Source organism: Streptomyces yongxingensis, assembly GCF_055597465.1.
The window spans coordinates 8,068,165-8,089,154 of record NZ_CM145717.1 but is presented as its reverse complement, the minus strand read 5'-3'; the positions used below and the strand labels follow the sequence as shown (position 1 = coordinate 8,089,154).

The following is a 20,990-nucleotide window of genomic DNA, read 5'->3' as shown; positions in this document are numbered from 1 at the left end:
CTGGCATGCCCTACGCGGTCAGGGCCGCGTCGGGGTGAGGGGGGTGCGCTGGTCGGGGAGGTGCGGGTTGCCGATGACGGTGCCGCACCGCCCCGACGGCTGGAGCCCGAACGCGGTGAACGCGGTGCGGGACGGCAGCCGGTAGGCGGGGTCCGTGAGCAGCGAGTTGAGGATGACGGCGGAGCGCCAGGCGGCGAGGCCGAGGTCGGGGGTGCCGACGCCATGGGTGTGGCGCTCGGCGTTCTGGACGTACACCGAGCCCTTGATCATGGGGTCGAGGACCATGCGGTGGTCGGCGTCGACGCGGGGGCGCTCGGAGGCGTCCCGGCGGATGTAGGGGTCGAGGGCGGCGAGGAGGGTGTCGACGCGGCGCTCGCGGTAGCCGGTGGCGAGGACGACGGCCTCGGTGGTGTGGCGGGCCCGGGTGCCCTGCTCGGTGTGTTCCAGGTGGAGTTCGAGGCGGGCGGCGGCGGTACGGCCGGCGGTGCGGACGGTGACACCGGGGGTGAGGACGGCGCCGGGCCAGCCGTCGGAGTGCAGGGCGCGGCGGTAGAGCTCGTGGTGGATCGCGTCGAGCGTCTCGTGGGCGATGCCCTTGTAGAGCTGCCACTGGCGGGGCAGCAGTTGGTCGCGGACGGGCTCGGGCAGGGTGTGGAAGTAGCGGGTGTAGTCGGGGCTGAACTGCTCCAGGCCGAGCTTGCTGTACTCCATGGGCGCGAAGGCGGGGGTGCGGGCCATCCAGTGGAGCCCTTCGGCGCCGAGGGGGCGGTTGCGCAGCAGGTCGAGGAAGACCTCGGCACCGGACTGGCCGGAGCCGATGACGGTGACGTGGCCGGTGGCCAGGAGCCGCTCGCGGTGTTCGAGGTAGTCGGAGGAGTGGAGGACGGGCACGTTAGGGGCGTCGGCGAGCGGGCGCAGGGGTTCGGGGACGTACGGCTCGGTGCCGACGCCGAGGACGAGGTTGCGGGCGTATACGCGGCCGAGGGCCCTGCCCTCCTCATCCGTTCCGGTCGCGTCGGAGGCGGGGGCGTCGGCGGCCGGGCCGAGCCGGGTGAAGTCGATTTCGAACAGCTCGCGTTCGTGGTCCCAGCGGACGGCGTCGACGCGGTGGTCGAAGTGGAGTCCGGGGAGCTGTTCGCTGACCCAGCGGCAGTAGGCGTCGTACTCGGCGCGCTCGATGTGGAAGCGCTCGGCGACGTAGAAGGGGAACAGCCGCTCATGGGCCTTGAGGTACTGGAGGAAGGTCCAGGGGCTGCCGGGGTCGGCGAGGGTCACCAGGTCGGCGAGGAAGGGGACTTGGATGGTCGCGCCGTCGATGAGGAGGCCAGGGTGCCAGTGGAAGGCGGGCCGCTGCTCGTAGCAGGCGGTGCGCAGGGCGGGGACGCCGTGGGCGAGGGCGGCGAGGGAGAGGTTGAACGGGCCGATGCCGATACCGGCCAGGTCCAGGGGCCGGTCGGCGGCGGAAGCGGGCCCGGCGGGGGTGGGGGGTTGTGCGGTGCTCATGGGGTGGTGTCGCCTTCCACGAGTTCGAGCAGCCCGCGCAGATCGTCGGGCTGGATGTGCGGGTTGAGAACCGTGGCCTTGAGCCACAGCCCCTCGGGGGTGGCGGCGCGGCCGAGGACGGCCGCCCCGTGGTGGAGGAGGCGGCGGCGCAGCGCGGCGACGGCGGCGGGCGGTGCCCCGGTGGGGCGGAAGAGAACGGTGCTGATGGTCGGGCGGGCGTAGAGCTCGAGCCCGGGGCGGGCCTCGATGAGGTCGGCGAGGTGCTGGGCGGCCGCGCAGACGTGGTCCACGAGCTCGCCGAGACCGCGGCGGCCGAGCGCCCGCAGCGTGACAGCGATCTTGAAGATGTCGGGGCGGCGGGTGGTGCGGAGCGAGCGGCCGAGCAGATCGGGCAGGCCCGCTTCGGTGTCGTCGTCGGCGTTGAGGTAGTCGGCGTGGTGGGCCAGCGCGGCGAGCGCGGCGCCGTCGGGCACGGCGAGGAGGCCCGCGGCCACCGGCTGCCAGCCGAGTTTGTGCAGGTCGAGGGCGACGGTACGGGCGCGGTCGAGCCCGTGGAGCCGTTTGTGGAGGGTGTCGCTGAAGAGGAGGGGCGCGCCGTAGGCGGCGTCGATGTGGAGGGTGGCGCCGTGGTGGTCGCAGACGTCGGCGATGTCGGGGAGCGGGTCGATGGCCCCGGTGTCGGTGGTGCCGGCGGTGGCGACGACGAGGGTGGGGGCGTCGGACGGCCGGTCGAGGGCGGTGTGGAGCGCGACCGGGTCGAGGACGCCGCCGGGGGTGGGGAGGGTGAGGGGCTCGGGCAGCCCGAGCAGCCAGGCGGCGCGCTGGACGCTGTGGTGGGCGTTGGCGCTGCGGACGATACGGAGGGGAGCGCCCTGGGCGGCCTCGCGGGCGAGGAGCAGGCCGAGCTGGTTGGATTCGGTGCCGCCGGTGGTGACGAGGGCGTCGGGGTCGGGGCCGTGGGGGTGGACGAGTTCGGCCAGGGCGCGGCAGGTCAGCGCCTCCAGCGCACAGGCGGCGGGGGCCTGGTCCCAGGAGTCGAGCGAGGGGTTGAGCGCGGAGACCGCGAGGTCGGCGGCGGTGGCGACGGCGAGCGGTGGACAGTGCAGATGGGCGGTGCAGCGGGGGTCGGCGGGTTCGGCGGCGCCATGGGCGAGGGCGCGGACGAGGCTGCGCAGCGCGTGGTGGGGCCCCTCCCCCTCGTCGGGGATGAGCGGCCGGGCCGCACCGCGTATCCGCCGGGCCACCGCGGCCGGTCCCCCGGCCGGGAGGGGCCCACCGCGGTCGGCGGCGCCGTGGGCGAGGGCGTCGAGGACGGTGTCGACCATCGGGCGGAGCACGCCCGGTCCGCTCTGGCCCCCGGCGAGGAGGCGGGCGGTTCCGGATGCGGGCACGGGCATGGGTGTGCCCCTAGGGGGTGTCTGGGCGGCGGTCAGGGCTGCCTAAATTACTTCGCGCGCCAGCGGTCCGATCCGGGGTCGCGGTCAAGTGCACCCGTACGTGGTACGGCCCGGCCCCGCGAATTGATCGGCGGAGCCGGGCCGCCCCGGGCTCGCCTCCTGCTCCGGCCTGATCGGTTACTCGATGTGCCCGGTCTCGGGGTCCACTTGGGCGAGGAAGTCCCGTGCGGACTCCTCCAGTTCCCGGGTGCTCAAGGAATCAGCTCCGTGCACACCGGTGGTGAAGCCGTATCCGGGGTTGGGCCCGGTCAGCCAGGTGAAGTCGTACGTCCCGGGCTCGTCGGGACGCTCGGCGACGTCGAACCCCTCCCCGTCGACCGTCAGTGTCCACCGGCGCGTTCCTCGATCCATGCCCGCCAGTCTGCCTCGTGCCCGGACGGCATCCTCGGTCGGCTGTTACGGCTGCGTCCTGCGCGACTCCCGCGCGGCGGTGTACTCCGACAGCAGCGACTCGAGACGGCCCACCATGAAGTGGCAGTACTCCCGCATCTCGCTGAGCCGTTGCGGCTGGGACGACAGCGAGGCGGCGCCTCGGCGGCGGCGAGGGCGACCGGGCGCCTCGCCGTCCGCGTCAGCGGGAGGTCACTCGCCCTGCTTCTCCCGTACGCGCAGGGCGCGTCGCAGGTCGTCGATCTGGTCGGCGAGGCGGCGGCGGAGGGCGGGTACGGCGTCGGGGGAGGCGAGGCACTCCTCGCCCAGTCGCAGGGTTTCGGCGTCCACGGTGCTCGGGAAGCCGAAGCGGGCGACGGTGTCGGCGATGGCGGGGCCGCGGCGGGCGCCCAGGGCGACGGCGGCCGGGAAGTAGCGCGGCACATAGTCGGCCAGGACGTCGTGGTGCTCGGGCTGCCAGAAGCCCGCGACGGTCGCGGTGACCAGGTAGTTGGAGAGCTCGTCCCCCTGGCCGTCAGCGCTCCGGCCGTCCTCTCCGCCGCCGAAGAGGGCCTGCCACGCGGCCTCCTTCGCGGCGGCGTCCGGCAGGGCGGCCCGGCAGCGGGCGGCGCCCTCCTGGCCGGTGGCGCTGGAGTCGCGGGCGCGTTCGGCGTCGATGTCGGCGGGGCCGACGGCGCCGAGGACGGCGAGGCGGCCGAGGATCTGCCAGCGCAGCTCGGGGTCGAGGGCGGGGCCGCCGGGGACGGTGTCGCCGTCGAGCCAGTCGCTGAGCTCGGCGGGGGCGGTGGCGCTGCCGATGAACGTACGGACGGCGGCGAGCCGCAGCCCGTCCCCGGAGCCGTCCTCGGTGCGGCGCAGCAGATCGCGGCAGGTGGCGCTGATGGTGGCCAGGGCGGCGGGGCGCTGGTCCGCGGGGAGGTAGCGGTCGGCGATCTGGGTGCGGGCGAAGGCGAGGACGCCCTGGACGATCGCTATGTCGGTCTCGTGCGGCAGATGGGCGCGGGCGGCCTCGAGGTAGTCGGTGGCGGGCAGGTCGCCGTCGCGCACCATGTCGCGGGCGGCGTTCCAGACCACGGCGCGGCTGACGGCGTCGGGGAGGCCGGACAGCGAGCGGTGGACGGCCTTCCAGGAGGCGGGGTCGAGCCGGATCTTGGTGTAGGTGAGGTCGCCGTCGTTCAGCAGCAGCAGATCGGGGCGGGGGCCGGTGAAGGAGAGGCTGAGGCCGGGCTCCGCGCCGTCGAGTTCGGCCTCGACGCGCTCGCGCAGGACCAGTTGGTGCGGGGCGGCGGGCGCGTGGTCGTACAGGCCGATGGCGATGCGGTGCGGGCGCCGGGTGGGGGCGTCGCCGTCCGGGCCGCCGCCCTGGTGGCGGATCTCGGCGCTCCAGCGGCCGCCGCCCGCGGTGACGACGGGGGCGAGGGTGTCCACGCCGGTGGTGCGCAGCCAGCGGTCGGCCCAGGCGTGGACGTCGCGGCCGGAGGAACGGGCGAGGGAGTCGATGAAGTCGGCGAGGGTGGCGTTGCCGAAGCGGTGCCGGGTGAAGTGGTCGTTGATGCCGTCGAGGAAGGTCTTCTCGCCGAGCCAGGTGACGAGCTGGCGCAGCGCGGAGGCGCCCTTGGCGTACGAGATGCCGTCGAAGTTGAGCCGGGCGGCGGCGGTGTCGGGGACCAGCTCGGGCGCGGGGGCGACTGGGTGGGTGGAGGGGCGCTGGTCGGCGTCGTAGCCCCAGTTCTTGCGGCGGACGCCGAAGTCGGCCCAGGTGTCGGTGTAGCGGGTGGTCTCGGTGAGGATCTGGTAGCCCATGTACTCGGCGAAGGACTCGTTCAGCCAGATGTCGTCCCACCACCGCATGGTGACGAGGTCGCCGAACCACATATGGGCCATCTCATGGGCGATGACCATGGCGCGGGTCTGGCGCTCGGCGTCGGTGACGGCGGAGCGGAAGACGAATTCGTCGCGGAAGGTGACCAGGCCCGGGTTCTCCATGGCGCCGGAGTTGAACTCGGGGACGAACGCCTGGTCGTAGGAGTCGAAGGGGTACGGCTCCTCGAAGATCTCGTGGTAGCGGTCGAAACAGCGCCGGGTGATGTCGAACAGCTCGTCGGCGTCGGCCTCGAGGTAGGGGGCGAGGGAGCGGCGGACGTGCAGCCCGAAGGGGAGTCCGGCGTGCTCGGTGCGCACCGAGTGGTACGGGCCGGCGGCCAGGGCCATCAGATAGGTGCTGATGGGCGGGGTGGGCGCGAGCTGCCAGCGGCCCTCCTCGGGGGCGCCGACGCGCGTGGCGACGCCGTTGCCGAGGACGGTCCACTCGGGCGGGGCGGTGACGCGGACGTCGAAGACGGCCTTGAGGTCGGGCTGGTCGAACGCGGTGAAGACGTCGTTCGCGTCCGACATGCAGCACATGGTGTAGAGGTACGTCTCGCCGTCGGCGGGGTCGGTGAAGCGGTGCATGCCCTCGCCGGTGTGGGAGTAGCGCATGTCGGTCTCGACACGCAGCTCGTGCTCCCCCTCACCGAGCCCGGTGAGCGGGAGCCGGCCGCCCGCGAGCGCCTCGGCGGTCTCGCCGGTGAGGTCGAGCTCCCGGCCGTCGAGCACGGCGCGGTGGAGGGCGGCCGGCCGGAGCTCGGCGAAGGTGTCCGCGCCCGCCTGGCGCGCGCTGAAGCGGATGGTCGTGGTGGAGCCGAAGAGCTCCTCCCCGCGGGTGAGGTCGAGGTCGATGGTGTAGCGGTGGACCTCGATGAGGCGGGCTCGGTTCTGCGCTTCCTCGCGCGTCAGTACGGACATGGGGACATGCTGCCCTACGTGCGGCGGGCCGCACACGGGTGGGAAGTGGTTGCCCGGGTCGGACGGCCGCCCTGGCTCACTACCGGAGTGCGCCCTCGGGGCTCTCGGGGCCCTCGGGGCCGTTGTCGGAGCGCGCGATGGTCTCGTGGTGCCGGATGACCTCGGCGATGATGAAGTTGAGCAGCTTCTCGGCGAAGCCGGGGTCGAGCTTGGCGCTCTCGGCGAGCTGCCGCAGCCGGATGATCTGGCGCGCCTCACGGGCCGGGTCGGCCGGGGGGAGCCGGTGGGCGGCCTTGAGGTGGCCGACCTGCTGGGTGCATTTGAAGCGCTCGGCGAGCATATGGACCACGGCCGCGTCGATGTTGTCGATGCTGTCGCGCAACCGGGTCAGCTCGTCGAGGACGGACGGGTCGATCCCCTCGGGGTCTCCCGGCGTCGCCGGCTGCCCGGCGGTGTGGTCGCTCATGCTGTGCGTCATGCCTCCCGAGAGTACTTTCCCCGGGGCCCGGTTCCGCCCGGGGGCGCTTCGGCCCGCGTCGGGCGCGTCCGGGGCCTGCCCTCGGTCGGTCCCCGGACCGCCCCGACCCCTGTGGGGGGTTTGGGTTCCGGCCGGCGAAGGGCGCGGAAGGGGGCGGGGCGGTCGTGGTGGAGGGCCGCTCCCGGTGCGGCGTCTCCACCGTGGAGGAGTCGCCTGGGCGGGGAGAGGTTCCACTTCCGGCCCGACTTTCCCGGTGGCCCCGGCTCCGCTTTCCCGGCGGCCCTCGGCTCGGCTTTCCCGGTAGCCCCGGCTCGGCTTTCCCGGCGGCCCTCGGCTCGGCTTTCCCGGTAGCCCCGGCTCGGCTTTCCCGGCGGCTTACGGCCCGGCTTTCTCCGTGGCCCGCTCCGGACGGAGCCGTTCGAGGATAGGGGTGTCCGACGGGTCGCGGCGCCTGCGGCGGGCTGCTCCCCTCCCCGCCCCTTCCCGAATCTGGGGCTCCGCCCCAGACCCCGGAGGGCCAGGACTCCACCCCAGACCCCGGAGGACCGGGACTGCGGCCCAGACACCGAACGGCCAGGACTCCACCCCAGACACCGAACGGCCAGGACTCCACCCCAAACCCCGGAGGACCGGGACTGCAGCCCAGACCCCGGACGGCCGGGACTGCAGCCCAGACACCGAACGGCCAGGACTCCACCCAGACCCCGGAGGACCGGGACTCCACCCCAGACCCCGAACGGCCAGGACTCCGCCCCAAACCCCGGACCGCCAGGACTCCGCCCCAAACCCCAGACCGCCAGGACTGCGGCCCAGGCCCTCCGGGGGCCAGGGGCGGAGTCCCTGCCACGCGGCGGAGCCGCGTGATCGATATGCGGCTCCGCCGCGTGGTCCGCCGGACACCCCGTAGGGTCCTCACATGATCGCGACGCTTCAATGCACCGTCATCGACTGCCCCGACCCCGCCGCGCTGGCCGCCTTCTACGGCAAGATCCTGGGCTGGCGGGTGAACGACAGCGATCCCGAGTGGGCGACCCTGACGGCCGAGGACGGCCGTCAGCTGGCCTTCCAGCTGGCGCCGGACCACCAGCCGCCGCGCTGGCCGGATCCGGCCCACCCGCAGCAGATCCATCTGGACTTCGACGTGGAGACGCGCGCGGACGCGGAGCGGGCGCAGCAGGAGCTGATCGAGCTCGGGGCGACGTTCCTGCACGACAGCGGCGGGGAGCGTGCGGGGTTCCGGGTCTTCAACGATCCGGCCGGGCACCCGTTCTGCATCTGCTACGGACAGATGGAACCGAGCTGACGGCGACGCTGATGGAGCTCATGCAGGAGCTCATGCGACTGACCGGGGCCGGCACGGTGGCCGGGCCCCGGTCAGCTCCCGTCGAAGGCGGTGCTGAGGAGGGGTCAGCCGCCGAGCTGGGTCGCGCCCGCCTTGATGTCCTTGGCGAAGGTGCTCACCTCGGTGTAGACGCCGGGCTTACCGGGCCGTGCGCAGCCCTCGCCCCAACTGACGATGCCGACCTGGATCCACTGGCCGCTGTCGTCCTTGCGGAACATCGGGCCGCCGGAGTCGCCCTGGCAGGTGTCCACGCCGCCCTGGGCCATCTTCCCGGCGCAGATCTCCTCGCCGGGGACGAGCTCGTCGTAGGCGGACTTGCAGGTGGCGTCGTCGACGAACGGCACGGTGGCCTTGAGCAGGTAGCGCTGCTGGCCGCCGCCCTCGACCGCGGCACCCCAGCCTGCCACGGTGAAGTCGCCCTTGTTGTACGCCGTGGTCTCGGCGATCTTCAGGGTGGGCTGGTTGATCGGCTTGGCGAGCTTGATGAGCGCCCAGTCCTTGCCGGTGCCGTTGTAGCCGGGGGCCTGGAGCACCCGGGTGGACTTGACCTTGATGGCGCTCGAGCTCTGGAGGTCCACGACGCCCGCGGTGGCCGTGATGGAGGTGTTGGCGCCGGAGCCGTCCACACAGTGGGCGGCGGTGAGCACGATGTCCTGGGTGTAGAGGGCGCCGCCACAGCCCATGGACAGCCGGACCATGAAGGGGAATTCGCCCTGGGCGGCGCGGGTGCCGCCGACCACGGAGGGGCTCGGCTCGGGGCCGGTGGGCACGGCGTTGGCGCTGCCGGGGGTGAGGCTGAAGGCGGCGAGGGCCACCGCGCCCAGGGCCGAGGCTCTCTTGATGTGCTTCAGCGTGTTCCGCAACGGACTGTCCTTTCGTGGGGGGTTCGAGGCGCATGTCAGGCTCATGCCAAACCATTCGCGGCTCCGCCGCGTGACAAAAATCCGGAAACCTCTCCGAAATCCCGTGGATGAGCCGGTAAAACGCCCTGTGATTATGTGGACCGGGTGAACGGGGTGACAAGGGTCGGTTTCCAGCCAGCGCGGCCTACCCACTGCTCCACCGAACGACCGTAAGGTTGACGTGAGACAGGGCGCACGGCTGGCGACGGGCACGGGGTGACGGCGTGGCGGCACCGGGCAGCGACATCGAGCACGGCTATCCCCACCTGGACACCGTCCGGGCCGCGATCACCGCGCTCTACCGCCGCCTGTCCCGCGACACGGTGGACACCTTCGGGCTCAGCGTGGTCCCCGGCGATGTGGCCTTCGCCGACCAGGACGACCTCTACCTGGGCGTTCAGCGGGTGGCCCGGGTCATGGTGCAGCATCTGCGGCTGCCCGACGCCCGGATGATCGTGAGCTTCCGGGAGATGCGGCACGCGGGGAACGTGGAGCTGGCGGCGGGCCCGGAGTACTTCATCGAGCTCAACTCCCGCTTCAAGACCCACCGTCGGGACATCGGCGCGGCCCTGGCCCACGAGGTCACGCATGTGTATCTGCACCGCCTGGACCTGTCGTTCCCCGGCACACGCGACAACGAAATCCTCACCGACACCGCCGCCGCCTACCTCGGCACGGGCTGGTTGCTGCTCGACGCCTACCGCCAGGACTCGGTTTCCAGCCAGAAACTGGGCTATCTGACACCGGAGGAGTTCGGCTACGTCCTGGCCATGCGGGCGCTGCTCTTCGGCGAGGACCCCTCCCCCTGGTTCACCTCTCCGCAGGCGTACGAGGCGTACGCCAAGGGGCTGGAGCTGGCCCGCCGCGAGCAGGCCCGGCCGCCGCTCGCCGCCGCCGGCTGGACCGGCCGCCGCCGCTACGCCAAGGACCGCCGGTCGGCCCAATCCGGCCACCCCGCCCCCACCGGAGGCGACTACGCCTTCGACGCCGGCCCCCCGCTGAGCGTCTCCTTCCCCTGCCCGACCTGCCGTCAGCGCATCCGGGTCCCGGTGCGCGGGCGGCTGCGGGCCCGCTGCGGGCTGTGCCGCACGGTGCTGGAGTGCGACACGTGACGCGGCACCCGACGGACACCTGACGCGACGACTGGCGCGGCACCTGACGCGACGACTGGCGCGGCACGCGACGCGGCGGCGGTCCGTGGCCATACGGACGTGGAGTGGGCTCGACGTCGTACGCTCGCCTGCATGAGCCCCTCCATCGCCACCAACACCCACGTCGGCCTCGACGAGCTGCTGGAGTTCGTACGCCCGCGCCACCGTGCGCTGCTGATGACCCGCCGGGCCGATGGCTCGCCCCAGGCATCCCCGCTGACCTGCGGAGTCGATGACTCCGGCCGGATCGTCATGTCCACCTACCCGGAGCGCGCCAAGGTGCGCAACGCCAAGCGCGACCCCGCCGTGAGCCTCGTCGTGCTGTCCGACGAATGGAACGGCCCGTGGGTGCAGATCGACGGCACCGCCGAGGTGATCGACACCCCGGAGTCCGTCGAGCCGCTGGTCGAGTACTACCGCAATATCGCGGGTGAGCACCCGGACTGGGACGAGTACCGCGAGGCCATGCGCAAGCAGGGCAAGTCGCTGATCCGGGTCACCCCCGAGCGCTGGGGCCCGGTGGCCACCGGCGGCTTCCCGGCCCGGCTGGTGGAGAACGAGGGCTGACGGCGCCCGGCAGCGTTCAGCACTCCCCCGCGCGCCCGTAGAGCACGATCCGCATCCCGGTGACGTCCCTGACGGCGCATCGGTGGAAGTGCTCCGCGAGCACCTGCCGTTTCACCCGCTCCTGAGGGGTGTCGTCCAGCGGCTGGCCGGGCGGGTCGTTCACCGTGACGATCCGCCCGGCCGTCAGCATCCGGGCCCGGATCAGCGGTGCGGGCAGTTCGATGCCGTGCAGGGTGCCCGAGGGGATCGCGTGCCGGGCCAGCGCCAGCTCCCGCAGGCCCCGGAAGTCCCCCGGTCTTGACAGGATCGGCTCCCGGCGCCGGGCGGGCAGGAAGAGCACCCCGTCGCCGGGTCGGCTCAGCTCCCGTACGGCGCGGGCGGCGGCGAGGGGGTCGTCGAGCCGGCTCTGCGGGATCCGCAGTTGGAGGGAGTACGGCAGCAGGGCCGCCACGGCGGCCACCGCCAGCCCTCCGGCGAGCGCCCGTGGGGCGGCGACGGTGCGCGACAGCGCGTCCAGCCGGGCCCCGATCAGCAGCGCGAGACCCACGTAGGCGTAGAGCACGTAGCGGTCGGCGTAGAGCGGATGCAGATACGACACCGCCAGCAGCGCGGCCGGGGGCAGGATCAGCAGCGCGAGCGCGAGCTCGCGCAGCGGGACGGGGCCCCGCGCGGGCAGCGGTCCCCGGGCGGGCAGCGGTCCCCGGGCGCAGACGAGGCCCGCCAGGGCGAGCGCGCCGAAGCCGAGCAGCTCGGGCGGGCCCGGCGGGGCGATCCAGCCGACCAGCGCCGCCTGCTGCTGACTGACGATCACCAGCGGCGCAAGCACCACCGCCACCGCGGAGGCCGCCTGCCCCCACGCCCAGCCGAAGCGCGCGCCCACCCGTGCCCGGTACAGCGCGACGCCGTGCGCGGCGACGGCCAGCACCGCGAACTCGTGCAGCAGACAGGCCAGCGAGGCGACGGCGGCGTATCCGGCCCAGGTGCGCTTGCGGGGCCGGGCCACGGCGCTCAGCAGCAGATGCGTGGCCGCGACGACGGCGGCGCAGACCAGGGCGTACGACCGCCCCTCCTGCGCGTACCGCTGCACCGCCGGGGCCAGCGGGAAGACCAGCCCGGCGGCGAGTCCGGCGCGCGGCCCCGCGAGTCGCCGCCCGAGCAGTCCGACCCCGGCGGCCGCGGCGGCCATGGCCAGCACCGAGGGGAGCCGGAGAGCGACAAGACCGCCGTCCCAGAGGGCGAAGACGCCGTGCACGAGCAGGTAGTACAGGCCGTGGACGGCGTCGGCCCCGCCGAGCAGGTGCCAGATGTCGGCGACGCCGCGGTGGGCGACCTGGTACGTCGTCGACTCGTCCCGCCACATGCTGTTCTCGCGGCGGATCCCCCACAGCCCGAGGGCCAGCGTCAGCCCGGCCGGGACCAGCCCGACGACGGCGCGCCCGGCGCGCCCGGCGCGGCGGGTCGCCGGGGCCGGGGGCGCCGGGCGGGCACGCGGGGCGGCCCCGGCGGTGTCGAGGGCAGGCGAGACGGCCATGGGAAGGGGAACTCCGATCGGAGCGGAAGGTGATGCTGGTGGCGGGAAGGGGCGCGGGTCAGGCCCGTCTGCGGCGGATCCACCACAGGCAGAAGGCGGCCAGCGCGACGGCCGCGGCCAGGCAGATCCCGGCCTGCATCCACTGCATGGGCCAGTAGTGGCTCGCCGGGTGCAGCTCCTCGTACCACCTATCGGTGGCGCCGAGCCGGGCGAAGCAGCGGTCCCAGCCGTCCGCACCGAGGGCGGACGAGCAGCGCTCAAGGGGGAGCTTCTCCCCGGACCGGGTCAGATAGCCGTTACCCATGCCACGCCACGCGTTGAAGTAGACCTTGAGGGGGGTGGCCGAGAATTGCCCGGAGGCGTCTGCTTCGGAGACGACCGTCCGCGGGACCATCAGATGGGGGCGCAGGGCGCTCAGCCCGTACTGAACACCAGCGGTGGCCCCCAAGGTGACCGCCATGGCGGGCAGGGTGCGCCGCAGCAGCAGCCCGGCCGCCGCGCCGAGGAGGAAGGACAGCGGGGCGAGGGCGACCGCGGCCGGGCCAGTCGCGTCGAACGGCACGGCGGTGCCCCAGGCGATGTCCTGGAACTGGCCCCGGGCCACCCGCCACCACCAGGTGTAGAGGCCAACGAGGACCGCGGTGCCGACCGTGACGGCGACGAGGGGGAGCGCGAGTTTGGCGATGAGCCAGCGGGTCCTGCCGACGGACTGGGTCCACACCAACTGGTGGGTGCCCGTCTCCAGCTCCCTGGCGAACAGGGGCGCGCCGATGAAGACGCCGATCAGCGCGGGCAGCGCGATGAGCAGCCGTCCGGCGTTGAGCAGCGATGTGCGGTAGGTGTCGGTACGCTCGATCTCCCTGCCGTGGCAGAGCTCCTTCCAGTTCCAGTCCGCGCAGCCCTGGATGTCGTGCGCCCGCATGGAGCCGACCATCTCGGTGCGCTGCCAGATGATGTACGCGGCGATCGCCGCGACCACGGCCAGGCCCGCCCAGAGGGCGGCCCGGTGCTGGCGCGCCACCAGCCACACCAGCCCTCGGGCGCGGAGCCGCGCGCCGGATGACGACCCGATCCGTATGCCGATCGCGCTCATGTCCCCACCTCCGTGACGGTCGCCCGCGCTTCGGCCGTGACCATCGGCGGGGCGTCGGGTGCGCGCAGATAGCCGAGCAGGACGTCCTCGAGGGAGGGTTCGGTGACGATCCAGCCGTCCCCGTCCGGGGTGCCGTCCGGGCGTATCAGCGCGGTGAGCTGACGGCCCGTGGTACGGGTCTCGACCACGGTGTGGCGGGCGAGCGCCTCCGGTGTGCCGCCGCCGGTCGCGCTCGGGCCGGTGACCAGGCGGTGGGCGGCCTGGAGGGCGTCCGTCCCGCCCGCCAGGCGGATCCGGCCGCCGCCCATCAGCAGCAGGTAGTCGCAGACGCCGTCGAGTTCGGCGAGCACATGGGTGGAGATGACCACGCCGGTGCCGTGCTCGGCGGCCTGCGCCATCAGGGCGCCCATCATCCGGTGGCGGCGCAGCGGGTCCTGATCGGCCATCGGCTCGTCCAGGAGCAGCAGATCGGCGCGCTTGCCGAGGGCGAGGGCGAGGGCCACACAGGTGCGCTGACCGCCGGAGAGCGAGCCGACGCGGGCGGACAGCGGCACCTCGGCCTCCGCCACCACCCGTTCGGCGGTCCTCTGGTCCCAGCGGGGGTTGAGCTCCCGGCCCAGGCGCAGGGTGTCGGCGACGGAGAAGCGCGGGTAGAGCGGCTTGTCCTGGGCGACGAAGGCGATGCGCTCGCGGGTGCCGGGGTCGGCGGAGGGGCGGCCGAAGACCCGCAGGGTGCCGGCGGTCGGGGTCAGCAGCCCGGCGGCGAGGGACAGCAGGGTGCTCTTGCCGGAGCCATTGGGGCCCACCAGGGCGCAGATCCGCCCGGCGGGCAGCCGGAAGGCGACGTCTCTCAGGGCCCAGCCGCGCCGGTGCTTCATGCCCAGCCCGGACGCCTCCAGCGCGCCGCACGCGTCGATCTCGTCGGTCACCCGTTCTCCTCGTGTCCACGCTCGCCGGGGGCGGCGGTCTCGCCGAAGCGCTCCTCGAGGACCGAGGCCACCAGCGCCGTCACGTCCTCGCGGTCGAGCCCGGCGGCGCGGGCCCGGTCGGTCCAGTCGGCGAGCTCCGCGCGCAGTGGTGAGTCCGCGGCGGCGCCGGGCCGGGCCAGCGACCGGCGGACGAAGGTGCCAAGACCCGGCCGGGGCTCGACCAGCCCTTCGCGCTCCAGCTCGCGGTACGCCTTCAGGACGGTGTTGGGGTTGATGGCGGTGGCCGCGACGACCTCCTTGGCCGTGGGCAGCCGGTCCCCTGGCTGCAGCAGTCCGAGGCGGAGTGCCTGTTTGGTCTGCTGGACGATCTGCAGATAGGTGGCGATGCCGCTGCGCCGGTCGATGCGGTACTCGACCATCCGCCCTCCACCACCCTTTCACTAATCAGTTAGTGGAATGATGGTGGAGTGCGCCGGGGGGAATGTCAACCGGCCTGGTCGGCCGGGCCGAGGGAACGGCAGGCGAAACGCCACGCGGCGCCTTCCCCCGGTCGGGAGGGGGAAGGCGCCGCGCGGCCGGTCCGTACGCCGTTGTACGGGCGGAGATCCGGGAAGACCGGAGGACCGGGTCAGACCATGAGGGCCCGGTCGGTGGGGCGGATCGGGGCGGGCAGCTCGCTGGCCCCGGCCAGATAGCGGTCCACGCCGTGCGCCGCGGAGCGGCCCTCGGCGATGGCCCAGACGATCAGCGACTGGCCGCGGCCCGCGTCACCGGCCACGAAGACACCCGGCACATTGGTGGCGAAGTCGGCGTCGCGCGCGATGTTGCCGCGCTCGTCCAGCTCCAGGCCGAACTGCTCGACCAGGCCGTTCTTCTGGTCGGTGCCGGTGAAGCCCATGGCGAGGGTGACCAGTTGGGCCGGGATCTTCCGCTCGGTGCCCGGCTTCTGCTCCAGCTTGCCGTCCTTGAACTCCACCTCGGTCAGGTGCAGCCACTGGACGTTGCCGTCCTCGTCGCCCTCGAAGTGGGTGGTGGAGACGGAGTAGATCCGCTCGCCGCCCTCCTCGTGCGCCGAGGTGACCTTGTAGAGCATCGGGAAGGTCGGCCAGGGCTGGCCCGGGTTCCGCTCCTCGCCCGGCCGCGGCATGATCTCCAGCTGGGTGACGGAGGCGGCGCCCTGCCGGTGGGCGGTGCCGACGCAGTCCGCGCCGGTGTCACCGCCGCCGATGACCACGACGTGCTTGCCCTCGGCGGTGATGGGGGACGTGGTGAGGTCGCCCTCCTGCACCTTGTTGGCGAGCGGCAGGTACTCCATCGCGAAGTGGATGCCGTTCAGCTCCCGGCCCGGGACCGGCAGGTCGCGCGAGGTGGTGGCGCCGGCCGCGATGACCACGGCGTCGTACCGCTTGCGCAGCTTGGCGGCGTCGATGTCACGGCCGATCTCGGTCTCGGTGCGGAACTTGGTGCCCTCCGCGCGCATCTGCTCGATGCGGCGGTTGATGTGCCGCTTCTCCATCTTGAACTCGGGGATGCCGTAGCGCAGCAGCCCGCCGATGCGGTCGGCCCGCTCGTAGACGGCGACCGTGTGGCCGGCCCGGGTGAGCTGCTGGGCGGCGGCCAGGCCCGCCGGGCCCGAGCCGATGACGGCGACGGTCTTGCCGCTGAGCCGCTCGGGCGGCTGCGGGGTGACGTTGCCGGAGTCCCACGCCTTGTCGATGATGGTGACCTCGACGTTCTTGATGGTCACCGGCGGCTGGTTGATGCCGAGCACACAGGCCGACTCGCACGGGGCCGGGCACAGCCGCCCGGTGAACTCCGGGAAGTTGTTGGTCGCGTGCAACCGCTCGCTGGCCTCGCGCCAGTCCTCCCGGTAGGCGTAGTCGTTCCACTCGGGGATGAGGTTTCCGAGCGGACAGCCGTTGTGGCAGAACGGGATGCCACAGTCCATGCACCGGCCGGCCTGCTTGCTGATGATCGGCAGCAGCGAGCCGGGGACGTAGACCTCGTTCCAGTCCTTGACGCGCTCCTCCACCGGGCGGGTCTTGGCGACCTCGCGTTCAGTGCTCAGGAAGCCCTTGGGGTCAGCCATTGATCGCCGCCTCCATCATCTTCTCGTGGGTCTCGGACTCGGAGAGCCCGGCACGCTCGGCGGCGTCCTTGGCGGCGAGCACGGCCTGGTACGTAGCGGGGATGATCTTGCTGAAGCGGGTGACGGCGGTCTCCCAGTCGTCGAGCAGCGCGCCCGCGACGGTGGAGCCGGTCTCCTCGTGGTGGCGGCGCACCGCGTCGTGCAGCGCCTGCTTGTCGGTGTCGTCCAGCTCGCCGACGGCGTCGCGGAGGTCGACGTTGACGTTGTCCCGGTCGAGGTCGATGACGTACGCGATGCCACCGGACATCCCGGCCGCGAAGTTGCGCCCGGTCGGCCCGAGGACGACCGCCTGGCCGCCGGTCATGTACTCGCAGCCGTGGTCGCCCACGCCCTCGGAGACGACCGTGGCGCCGGAGTTGCGGACGCAGAACCGCTCGCCGACCCGGCCGCGCAGGAACATCTCGCCGCCGGTCGCGCCGTACGCGAGGGTGTTGCCCGCGATCGTCGAGTACTCGGCGAGGTGGTCCGCGCCCCGGTCCGGGCGGACGATCACGCGGCCGCCGGACAGGCCCTTGCCCACGTAGTCGTTGGCGTCGCCCTCGAGCCGCAGCGTGACACCGCGGGGCAGGAACGCGCCGAAGGACTGGCCGGCCGAGCCGGTGAAGGTGATGTCGATGGTGTCCTCGGGCAGGCCCGCGCCGCCGAACTTCCGGGTCACCTCATGGCCGAGCATGGTGCCCACGGTCCGGTTGATGTTGCGGATCGCGACCTGGGCCCGGACCGGCTGGGCGGCCTCGGCGGAGTCGGCGTTCAGCGCGTCCGCCGCGAGCTTGATCAGCTCGTTGTCCAGGGCCTTCGCCAGGCCGTGGTCCTGCTCGACCAGCTGGTGGCGGACGGCGCCGTCGGGCAGCTCGGGCACGTACAGCAGCGGGGCGAGGTCCAGGCCCTGCGCCTTCCAGTGCTGGACGGCACGGGTGGTGTCCAGCAGCTCGGCGTGGCCGATGGCCTCGTCCAGGGAGCGGAAGCCCAGCTCGGCGAGGAGCTCGCGGACCTCCTCGGCGATGAACTGGAAGAAGTTCACCACGTACTCGGCCTGGCCGCTGTAGCGCTCGCGCAGCACCGGATTCTGGGTGGCGATGCCGACCGGGCAGGTGTCCAGGTGGCAGACGCGCATCATGACGCAGCCGGAGACCACCAGCGGCGCGGTGGCGAAGCCGTACTCCTCGGCGCCGAGCAGCGCGGCGATCACCACGTCACGGCCGGTCTTGAGCTGGCCGTCGGTCTGCACCACGATGCGGTCGCGCAACCCGTTGAGCAGCAGCGTCTGCTGGGTCTCGGCGAGGCCGAGCTCCCAGGGGCCGCCCGCGTGCTTGAGCGAGGTGAGCGGCGAGGCGCCGGTGCCGCCGTCGTGGCCGGAGATCAGCACCACATCGGCGTGGGCCTTGGAGACGCCCGCGGCCACCGTGCCGACGCCGACCTCGGAGACCAGCTTGACGTGGATCCGGGCCTGCGGGTTGGCGTTCTTCAGGTCGTGGATGAGCTGGGCGAGGTCCTCGATCGAGTAGATGTCGTGGTGCGGCGGCGGGGAGATCAGGCCGACGCCCGGGGTGGAGTGCCGGGTCTTCGCCACCCACGGGTAGACCTTGTGGCCGGGGAGCTGGCCGCCCTCGCCGGGCTTGGCGCCCTGCGCCATCTTGATCTGGATGTCATCGGAGTTGACCAGGTATTCGCTGGTCACGCCAAAGCGGCCGGAGGCCACCTGCTTGATCGAGGAGCGGCGCGCCGGGTCGTGCAGCCGGTCGGAGTCCTCGCCGCCCTCACCGGTGTTGGACTTACCGCCCAGCCGGTTCATGGCGATGGCGAGGGTCTCGTGCGCCTCCTGGGAGATGGAGCCGTACGACATGGCGCCGGTGGAGAACCGCTTGACGATCTCGCTGACCGGCTCGACCTCCTCGATCGGGATCGAGGGGCGCTCGCCCTTGAAGGAGAACAGACCGCGCAGCGTCATCAGCCGCTCGGACTGCTCGTTCACCCGCTCGGTGTACTTCTTGAAGATGTCGTAGCGGCGCGACCGGGTGGAGTGCTGGAGCCGGAAGACCGTCTCGGGGTCGAAGAGGTGCGGCTCGCCCTCGCGGCGCCACTGGTACTCGCCGCCGATGTCCAGCGTGCGGTGGGCGGAGGGGACGCCGGTGGCGGGGTACGCCTTGGCGTGGCGGGCGGCCACCTCCTTGGCGATGACGTCAAGACCCGCGCCGCCGATCTTGGTGGCGGTGCCGTGGAAGTAGGTGTCCACGAAGGACTCGTCCAGGCCGACGGCCTCGAAGACCTGCGCGCCCCGGTAGGAGGCCACGGTCGAGATGCCCATCTTGGACATGACCTTCAGCACGCCCTTGCCGAGCGCCTTGATGAGGTTCTTGATCGCGGTCTCGGCCTCGACGCCGGGCAGGAACGTCCCGGCCCGGACCAGGTCCTCGACCGACTCCATCGCCAGGTACGGGTTGACGGCCGCGGCGCCGTAGCCGATCAGCAGCGCGACATGGTGCACCTCGCGGACGTCGCCCGCCTCGACCAGCAGCCCCACCTGGGTGCGCTGCTTGGTGCGGATGAGGTGGTGGTGGACCGCGGAGGTGAGCAGCAGCGAGGGGATCGGGGCGTGCTCGGCGTCCGAGTGGCGGTCGGAGAGCACGATCAGCCGGGCGCCGTCCTCGATGGCGCGGTCGGCCTCGGCGCAGATCTCGTCCAGCCGGGCGGCGAGCGCCTGACCGCCGCCACCGACCCGGTACAGGCCCGAGAGGTTCGCCGCCTTGAGGCCCGGCATGTCCCCGTCGGCGTTGATGTGGATGAGCTTGGCCAGCTCATCGTTGTCGATCACCGGGAAGGGCAGGATGACATTGCGGCAGGAGGCCGCGGTCGGCTCCAGCAGATTGCCCTGCGGGCCCAGCGAGGAGATCAGCGAGGTGACCAGCTCCTCGCGGATCGCGTCCAGCGGCGGGTTGGTGACCTGCGCGAACAACTGGGTGAAGTAGTCGAACAGCAGCCGCGGCCGCTCGGAGAGGGCGGCGATCGGCGAGTCGGTGCCCATCGAGCCGATCGGCTCGGCGCCGGCCTTGGCCATCGGCGCGAGCAGGACGCGCAGCTCCTCCTCGGTGTACCCGAAGGTCTGCTGACGGCGGGTGACCGAGGCGTGGGTGTGCACGATGTGCTCACGCTCGGGGAGGTCGGCCAGGTCGATCAGACCGGCCTCGAGCCATTCGCCGTACGGCTGCTCGGCGGCCAGCTCGGCCTTGATCTCGTCGTCCTCGATGATGCGGTGCTCGGCGGTGTCCACCAGGAACATCCGCCCCGGCTGGAGCCGGCCCTTGCGGACCACCTTGGCCGGGTCGATGTCCAGGACGCCGACCTCGGAGGAGAGCACGACCAGACCGTCGTCGGTGACCCAGTAGCGCCCGGGACGCAGACCGTTGCGGTCCAGCACGGCGCCGACCTGGGTGCCGTCGGTGAAGGTGACACAGGCCGGGCCGTCCCAGGGCTCCATCATCGTGGAGTGGTACTGGTAGAAGGCGCGCCGGGCCGGGTCCATGGAGGGGTGGTTCTCCCACGCCTCGGGAACCATCATCAGCACCGAGTGCGGCAGCGAGCGGCCGCCGAGGTGGAGCAGCTCCAGGACCTCGTCGAAGGTCGCCGAGTCGGAGGCGTCCGGGGTACAGACGGGGAAGATCCGCTCCAGGCCCTTCTCCCCGAACAGGTCGCTGACCAGCTGGGACTCCCGGGCGCGCATCCAGTTGCGGTTGCCCTGGACGGTGTTGATCTCACCGTTGTGGGCGACGAAGCGGTACGGGTGGGCCAGCGGCCAGCTCGGGAAGGTGTTGGTGGAGAACCGGGAGTGGACCAGCGCGACGGCGGTGGCGAAGCGGCGGTCGGAGAGGTCCGGGAAGAACGGCTCGAGCTGACCGGTGGTCAGCATGCCCTTGTAGACCAGGGTGCGCGCGGACAGCGAGGGGAAGTAGACCCCCGCCTCGCGCTCGGCGCGCTTGCGCAGGCCGAACGCCTTGCGGTCCAGGGCCACGCCGGTGCTGGTGCCGTCGGCGACGAAGAGCTGGCGGAAGGCGGGCATGGTGGCCCGGGCCCGGTTGCCCAGCAGGTCGGGGGCGACGGGCACCTCGCGCCAGCCGAGGACGGTCAGGTCCTCGTCGGCGGCGAGCCGCTCGATGTGCTCCGCGGCGGCCGCACCCTCGGTCTCGCCCTCCGGGAGGAACGCGATACCCACCGCGTAGGCACCGGCTTCGGGCAGCTCGAAGCCGGTCACACTGGCCCGCAGGAAGGCGTCCGGAACCTGGACGAGGATGCCCGCGCCATCGCCGGAGTCGGGCTCGGAACCGGTGGCGCCGCGGTGCTCGAGGTTCCTCAGCACGGTGAGAGCCTGCTCCACGAGCTCATGGCTGGCCTCGCCGGTGAGGGTCGCCACGAAGCCGACGCCACAGGCGTCGTGCTCATTGCGCGGGTCGTACATCCCCTGTCGGGCGGGGTGGGATGCGGAACGCATCGGCTCTCCCGTCGTCGTCATGGCATTTTGCGTGTGCCGAGGGACGACGTTGGCCCTCCGCGAGAATTTCGTGCAGGTTACATGATGGGGCGAATCTCGGGAAGCGGAAATTCCGTTCCATCATGCGGACACCCCAGAGGCGGGGTGAGGTCAGGCAGTACGGGCATTGGGGATGGGGCGACCGGCGTCGCCATCGCGCGGATCGGGCGACACTGCCCAAGCGCTTCGGGC

General features: G+C 72.6%; 15 protein-coding genes. 3 read left to right on the top strand and 12 right to left on the bottom strand.

The window, feature by feature from the left end; genetic code table 11:
• Positions 1–18 precede the first annotated feature (18 nt).
• The 5 genes from ACZ6TD_RS34700 to ACZ6TD_RS34680 form a co-directional block, all read right to left on the bottom strand.
• The gene (locus ACZ6TD_RS34700) at positions 19–1,503 is read right to left on the bottom strand and encodes a lysine N(6)-hydroxylase/L-ornithine N(5)-oxygenase family protein (protein WP_471344509.1); all 1,485 of its coding nucleotides are present in this window, start codon (positions 1,501–1,503) and stop codon (positions 19–21) included.
• Positions 1,500–2,900 carry a pyridoxal phosphate-dependent decarboxylase family protein gene (locus tag ACZ6TD_RS34695; RefSeq protein WP_471344507.1) on the bottom strand — a complete coding sequence of 467 codons (1,401 nt, stop codon included), beginning with the start codon at positions 2,898–2,900 and terminating at the stop codon, positions 1,500–1,502. The genes ACZ6TD_RS34700 and ACZ6TD_RS34695 overlap by 4 nt, the downstream gene beginning before the upstream one ends.
• Positions 2,901–3,077: 177 nt before the next feature.
• Positions 3,078–3,311, bottom strand: coding sequence for a hypothetical protein (locus tag ACZ6TD_RS34690; protein WP_471344506.1), 234 nt, complete (start codon positions 3,309–3,311; stop codon positions 3,078–3,080).
• Between the two features lie 231 nt (positions 3,312–3,542).
• Entirely contained in the window at positions 3,543–6,134 is a 2,592-nt protein-coding gene (gene pepN / locus ACZ6TD_RS34685; protein WP_471344504.1) for an aminopeptidase N, read from the bottom strand.
• A 79-nt stretch (positions 6,135–6,213) separates the two neighbouring features.
• The gene (locus ACZ6TD_RS34680; RefSeq protein WP_471358298.1) at positions 6,214–6,600 is read right to left on the bottom strand and encodes a chorismate mutase; all 387 of its coding nucleotides are present in this window, start codon (positions 6,598–6,600) and stop codon (positions 6,214–6,216) included.
• 928 nt (positions 6,601–7,528) lie between these two features.
• On the opposite strand from ACZ6TD_RS34680, the gene ACZ6TD_RS34675 reads away from it, so the two are divergent.
• Positions 7,529–7,915 (top strand): VOC family protein, encoded by a 387-nt coding sequence (locus ACZ6TD_RS34675; protein WP_471344503.1) that lies wholly within the window; start codon positions 7,529–7,531, stop codon positions 7,913–7,915.
• 104 nt (positions 7,916–8,019) lie between these two features.
• Here the strand turns inward: ACZ6TD_RS34675 and ACZ6TD_RS34670 are convergent, their stop codons facing one another.
• The gene (locus ACZ6TD_RS34670; RefSeq protein ID WP_471344502.1) at positions 8,020–8,817 is read right to left on the bottom strand and encodes a S1 family peptidase; all 798 of its coding nucleotides are present in this window, start codon (positions 8,815–8,817) and stop codon (positions 8,020–8,022) included.
• A 263-nt stretch (positions 8,818–9,080) separates the two neighbouring features.
• Between ACZ6TD_RS34670 and ACZ6TD_RS34665 the strand changes: the two genes are divergently transcribed.
• Together ACZ6TD_RS34665 and ACZ6TD_RS34660 are read left to right on the top strand one after the other, a co-directional pair.
• Positions 9,081–9,968, top strand: a complete 888-nt coding sequence (locus tag ACZ6TD_RS34665) for a hypothetical protein (protein WP_471344501.1) — start codon at positions 9,081–9,083, stop codon at positions 9,966–9,968.
• Positions 9,969–10,100: 132 nt separating this feature from the next.
• Entirely contained in the window at positions 10,101–10,574 is a 474-nt protein-coding gene (locus ACZ6TD_RS34660) for a PPOX class F420-dependent oxidoreductase (protein ID WP_470009031.1), read from the top strand.
• Between the two features lie 16 nt (positions 10,575–10,590).
• Here ACZ6TD_RS34660 and ACZ6TD_RS34655 read toward each other — a convergent pair whose 3' ends face one another.
• From ACZ6TD_RS34655 to gltB, 6 genes are all read right to left on the bottom strand, one after another.
• Positions 10,591–12,105, bottom strand: a complete 1,515-nt coding sequence (locus ACZ6TD_RS34655; protein WP_471344500.1) for a glycosyltransferase family 39 protein — start codon at positions 12,103–12,105, stop codon at positions 10,591–10,593.
• Between the two features lie 58 nt (positions 12,106–12,163).
• Positions 12,164–13,198, bottom strand: coding sequence for a translation initiation factor IF-2 (locus ACZ6TD_RS34650; RefSeq protein ID WP_471344499.1), 1,035 nt, complete (start codon positions 13,196–13,198; stop codon positions 12,164–12,166).
• Positions 13,195–14,076 (bottom strand): ABC transporter ATP-binding protein, encoded by an 882-nt coding sequence (locus tag ACZ6TD_RS34645; RefSeq protein WP_471358295.1) that lies wholly within the window; start codon positions 14,074–14,076, stop codon positions 13,195–13,197. Before ACZ6TD_RS34645 ends, ACZ6TD_RS34650 begins: the two co-directional genes overlap by 4 nt.
• 47 nt (positions 14,077–14,123) lie before the next feature.
• The gene (locus ACZ6TD_RS34640) at positions 14,124–14,546 is read right to left on the bottom strand and encodes a GntR family transcriptional regulator (protein WP_470009038.1); all 423 of its coding nucleotides are present in this window, start codon (positions 14,544–14,546) and stop codon (positions 14,124–14,126) included.
• A gap of 209 nt (positions 14,547–14,755) precedes the next feature.
• Positions 14,756–16,216 carry a glutamate synthase subunit beta gene (locus tag ACZ6TD_RS34635; protein WP_471344498.1) on the bottom strand — a complete coding sequence of 487 codons (1,461 nt, stop codon included), beginning with the start codon at positions 16,214–16,216 and terminating at the stop codon, positions 14,756–14,758.
• Positions 16,209–20,759 carry a glutamate synthase large subunit gene (gene gltB / locus ACZ6TD_RS34630; protein WP_471344496.1) on the bottom strand — a complete coding sequence of 1,517 codons (4,551 nt, stop codon included), beginning with the start codon at positions 20,757–20,759 and terminating at the stop codon, positions 16,209–16,211. The genes ACZ6TD_RS34635 and gltB overlap by 8 nt, the downstream gene beginning before the upstream one ends.
• Positions 20,760–20,990: the final 231 nt, after the last annotated feature.

Excerpts from the sequence above, each read along its gene's own strand:
- ACZ6TD_RS34645 (WP_471358295.1), bottom strand. The coding sequence starts at position 14,076 with ATGAAGCACCGGCGCGGCTGGGCCCTGAGAGACGTCGCCTTCCGGCTG.
- ACZ6TD_RS34650 (WP_471344499.1), bottom strand. The coding sequence starts at position 13,198 with ATGAGCGCGATCGGCATACGGATCGGGTCGTCATCCGGCGCGCGGCTC.
- ACZ6TD_RS34695 (WP_471344507.1), bottom strand. The coding sequence starts at position 2,900 with ATGCCCGTGCCCGCATCCGGAACCGCCCGCCTCCTCGCCGGGGGCCAG.
- ACZ6TD_RS34675 (WP_471344503.1), top strand. The coding sequence starts at position 7,529 with ATGATCGCGACGCTTCAATGCACCGTCATCGACTGCCCCGACCCCGCC.
- ACZ6TD_RS34690 (WP_471344506.1), bottom strand. The coding sequence starts at position 3,311 with ATGGATCGAGGAACGCGCCGGTGGACACTGACGGTCGACGGGGAGGGG.
- ACZ6TD_RS34640 (WP_470009038.1), bottom strand. The coding sequence starts at position 14,546 with ATGGTCGAGTACCGCATCGACCGGCGCAGCGGCATCGCCACCTATCTG.
- ACZ6TD_RS34660 (WP_470009031.1), top strand. The coding sequence starts at position 10,101 with ATGAGCCCCTCCATCGCCACCAACACCCACGTCGGCCTCGACGAGCTG.
- pepN (WP_471344504.1), bottom strand. The coding sequence starts at position 6,134 with ATGTCCGTACTGACGCGCGAGGAAGCGCAGAACCGAGCCCGCCTCATC.
- ACZ6TD_RS34635 (WP_471344498.1), bottom strand. The coding sequence starts at position 16,216 with ATGGCTGACCCCAAGGGCTTCCTGAGCACTGAACGCGAGGTCGCCAAG.
- ACZ6TD_RS34680 (WP_471358298.1), bottom strand. The coding sequence starts at position 6,600 with ATGAGCGACCACACCGCCGGGCAGCCGGCGACGCCGGGAGACCCCGAG.
- ACZ6TD_RS34700 (WP_471344509.1), bottom strand. The coding sequence starts at position 1,503 with ATGAGCACCGCACAACCCCCCACCCCCGCCGGGCCCGCTTCCGCCGCC.
- gltB (WP_471344496.1), bottom strand. The coding sequence starts at position 20,759 with ATGCGTTCCGCATCCCACCCCGCCCGACAGGGGATGTACGACCCGCGC.
- ACZ6TD_RS34655 (WP_471344500.1), bottom strand. The coding sequence starts at position 12,105 with ATGGCCGTCTCGCCTGCCCTCGACACCGCCGGGGCCGCCCCGCGTGCC.